This is a genomic window from Corallococcus exercitus, from assembly GCF_003611585.1.
Lineage (GTDB): Bacteria > Myxococcota > Myxococcia > Myxococcales > Myxococcaceae > Corallococcus > Corallococcus exercitus.
The window spans coordinates 1-4288 of the sequence record NZ_RAVW01000603.1; the positions used below are offsets into that span (position 1 = coordinate 1).

Annotated in this window: 2 protein-coding genes; both read left to right on the plus strand. The window is 72.2% G+C overall.

Annotated elements, in window-relative coordinates:
- On the plus strand, positions 1 to 2956 hold a 2956-nt coding region (locus tag D7W79_RS39430), incomplete at its 5' end, for a CARDB domain-containing protein (protein ID WP_120530370.1).
- 338 nt (positions 2957 to 3294) lie between these two features.
- Positions 3295 to 4288, plus strand: a 994-nt coding sequence (locus tag D7W79_RS39435) for a CARDB domain-containing protein (protein ID WP_276375584.1), incomplete at its 3' end; no start/stop codon positions are given.

Here is a 4288-nt window from a genome sequence, read left to right on the forward strand (position 1 = left end):
GCTGGAGGCGGGCCGCTGTGTGCTGACCCGCACGCAGGCCGTCGCGCAGCTGCCTCCCAACGCCACGCCCGGACAGGCGCTGTACGTGGGCGCCATCGTGGACCCTGCCGTCTCCCTCCAGGAGCTGCGCGAGGACAACAACACGCGCGGCGAGGGGCGGCTGGGGGTGGGTGACGGACCCGACCTGGTCGTCACCGGCGTGACGGCCCCCGCCACCTTCCCGCAGGGCTCCGTGGGGCCCGTGTCCATGACGGTGTGCAACGTGGGCTTCACCCAGGCGCCGGAGGTGAGCGGCGACGTGCTCCTGTCCACCCTGGCGTCGCTGCCGCCGCCGGCGCAGACGCCGGATCCGGCGACCGCGACTCCCGTCGCCCACTTCAATGGGCCGGGGCTCGAAGCCGGACGGTGCACCACGCTGACCGCGCAGGGGAACGCCATCGCGCCCATCACCTGGCAGCCCAACACGCCGCTGTACCTGGGCGCCCGCGTGGTGAAGCCGCGGTTCGTCACGGAGCTGCGGATGGACAACAACACCTTCGTGAAGGGCCTGGTGGGGCTGGGCAACGGCCCGGACCTGGTGGTCCGGTCGCTGAAGGCGCAGGCCGACGTCGTGCAGGGGGGCCGCTTCCCCGTCGAGGCAACGGTCTGCAACGTGGGCACAGCGGACTCGGGCGGCTCCGCCCGGCTGCAGCTGACCCTCTCCACGCAGGACGCGGTGGTCTTCCCGGCGCAACCCGCGCCGCTCGACTCGCCGACCCAGGTCCCCGTGGGGAACGTGGACGTGCCGTTCCTGCCCGCCGGCCGGTGCCAGACGCTGACGGTGGACGCCCTCGCGTTCCAACCCCAGGAGGCCCGGCCGCGCCAGCCCCTGTACCTGGGCGCGGTCATCGATTCGAACCGCACGCTGCCGGAGGTGCGCGAGGACAACAACACCCTCACCCAGGGCCTGGTGGGCCTGGGCGTGGATCCGGATCTCGTCGTCACCGACGTGCAGGCGCCCGCGAACCTGCGCGACGGCCAGCCCTTCACCGCGAGCTACACGGTCTGCAACGTGGGCCTCAGCCCCGCCTCCTCCTTCGGCGTGGCGATGTACACCTCCGTGGACGCGGCGCCGCCCACGGTGGCTCCCGCGCAGTCCACCGGTCCCCTGCCCGGGTACGCCTTCCTGGGCCGGGCCCAGGTGAACACGACGCTGACGCCGGGCCAGTGCCTCACGCAGAGCGGGACGTTCTACGCCCAGCGCCCGCCGGAGCTGGGGCCCCTGCCCCTGTCCTCCACGCTGAACCTGAGCGCGGTGGTGGACACCTCGTCGGACCTGCGCGCCGACAACAACGGCTTCGCCGTGGGCCCGGTGGGCCTGGGCAACGGGCCGGACCTCGTCGTCACCGCGCTCCAGGGCCCCACCAGCGCGCGGCCCGCCGCGCCGTTCACCAGCAGCGTGAAGGTCTGCAACGTGGGCACGCAGCCCACGTCCGGGCCCTCGCAGGTGGCCGTCTACCTAAGCACCGGCGACACCCTGCCGGCGCCCTCGGCGCAGAGCGGAGCGCCTGACGCCAGCGTGTCGCTGGTGGGCACGTTGAGCGTGCCGTCGCTGGCGGAAGGGGCCTGTGTCACGCAGAGCCTCACCGGACCGGCGACGTTGCCGGCGCTGGCCACGCCGCAGCAGCCGCTGTTCCTGGGCGCCGCCGTCGACCCAGGGGCGGCCCTGCCGGAGCTGCGCGAGGACAACAACACCTTCGTCGCGGGCCGGATGGGCGTGGGGGTTGGCGCGGACCTGGTGGTCACCGGGCTGACGTTCCCGGACACCGTCGCGCCGAGGGAGCCGTTCACCGCCACCGCGCGCGTCTGCAACCAGGGCACGGAAGGCGCGTCCACGACGCCAGTGATGTTCGTCGTGTCCCCGGAAGCGAACGTGACGCCGCCGTCGCCGGGCACGCCGTTCCCCTCGACGAGCCAGTACCTGGCGGGCCAGCTGGACGCCCCGCCGCTCGCCGCCGGTCAGTGCCAGGACCTGCCGGTGACGCTGCGCGCGGACCGGCCGTGGGACGCGCCCATGAGCGCGCCGCTGTACCTGAGCGCCGTCGTGGATCCGTTCCAGGGCCAGGTGGATCTGCGCCGGGACAACAACGTCTCGCCGGGACGCCGGCTGGGCGTGGGCACCGGGCCGGACCTGATCATCACGTCGCTGACGGGGCCCGCGAGCACGCCGGTCGGCCCGCTGCAGGTGGGCATCACCGTCTGCAACCTGGGCGCGCAGTCCACGGGGGCCGGCGCGCCGGTGACGCTGTACCTGCTGACGCAGCCCGCGGTGCCGCAGTCGGCCCCGAACGCACCGGTCCCGGCCGAGCAGCTGCTGGGAGAGTTCACCCTCGCGCCCGTCGCGGCGCGCGCCTGCGTCACGCAGACGGTGAACGCGTTCGTCCCCAGCTCCGGCGTCGGCTATCCGGGCACCCAGACGTTCTTCCTGGGCGCCAGCGCGGATCGCCTCCAGCAGCTGCCGGAGGTGCGCGAGGACAACAACACGTTCGTCGGTCCGCGCATCGGCGTGGGGATGGCCCCGGACGTCGTCATCACCGCCATGGGCGGGCCGGCCCAGGCGCAGCCGTGGGCGTCGATCCAGGTGCCCGTCACCGTCTGCAACCAGGGCACGGTGGCCGCGCAGTCCCACGCGGTGGAGCTGCTGCTCTCCACGGTGGCCACGCTGCCGGCGTCCGCCGTCCAGGGTGAGCCTGTCGATTCGCCCACCCTGGCGCGGCTGGGCTCGGTGCAGGTCCCGTCCCTCACGCCCGGGGCGTGCGCGTCGGTGCAGGCCTCCGTCATCGTCCGTCCGCCGCCAGAGGCGCAGCCGGGGGCGCCCCTCTACCTGGGGGCGTCCGCGAGGCTGTACGACATCGAGCTGCGCAAGGACAACAACGGCTTCGTGCGCGGCGCGCTCGGGGTGAGCACCACGCCGTAGCCGCGCCTCACGACATGGATTGAAAGGGAATCGCCGGCCGGGGTCATCCCGGACCGGCGATTGTCTTTTCCAGGTCATGCCTCCCAAAACGATTGGTTTTGAATCACATGGGCCTTTCGTCTTTGGGGAAATCCCTTTTAATGCCCTCCTGGCGCCAGGCCGGGCACTGCGGTCGGCGTCTCGTGCATTTCATATACCCCCAAGGAGAACACATGCCACGGCCCTCGCCGTCATGGAGACACGCGTGTCTGCTCATTGCTGGCACACTCGCCATCACGGGCTGCGGAAGTGAAGGCGCGTCGTCCGGAACCACCTCCGCACGCGGTCAAAGCCATGCATTGGACCACGGCTCGGACCTCATCATCACCCAGCTGCGCGCCCCTGACAGCGTTCGCTTCGGAGCCCCCTTCACCGCCACCGTGAAGGTCTGCAACCAGGGCTCCGAGGCGACGTATGCCCAGAACGGCGGCGCCGTCCTGGTGGACGTGTACCTGTCCACGACCTCCACCCTGGAGGTGCCGGTCCCCAATGCTCCGCCCTCGCCCGAGATCAGGACCGTGGGCGAGGTGGACGTGGGCCCACTGGAGGCCCACGAATGCGTCACGCGCGCCGTGACCGCCACCGCGCTGCCGCCCATGGAGCAGCCCGCCACCTCCTTCTATCTGGGCGCTGGCATCGACACCCTGCAGTCGGTGGCGGAGCTGGATGAGACCAACAACGGCTTCGTGCGCGGCCTGATGGGCGTGGGCCTGGGCCCGGACCTCGTGGTCACCGAGGTGAAGACGCCCGCGAGCGTCAAGCCCGGTGGGGCCTTCCTCGCCGACGTGCGCGTCTGCAACGTGGGCACGGATGACTCGTCCTTCTCCAATGTGGCGCTCTACACCTCCACGCTGGACACCCTGAGCCTTCCCTCGCAGGGCGCCCCAGTGGCGACCCAGGTGCCGGTGGGCTCCGTCCCTGTGCCCCCGTTGGAGGCGGGCCGCTGCCTCACCGTCCGGACGCAGGCGCTCGCCCAGGTCCCCCCGGCGGCCAGCCAGCCCGGGCAGCCGCTGTACGTGGGCGCCATCGTGGACCCTTCCGCCTCCCTCACGGAGCTGCGCGAGGACAACAACACGCGCGTCATGGGCCGGCTGGGCGTGGGGGACGGGCCCGACCTGGTGGTCACCGACGTGACGGGACCCATGAACGTCGCCCTGGGGATGCCGTTCCCGTTCTCCGGCTCCGTGACGGTGTGCAACGTGGGCACGCAGCAGGCCCAGGGCGTGCACGCGGACGTGCTGCTGTCCACGGAGCCCACCCTGCCCGCCTCGCCGCAGCCCGGCTCCCAGACGG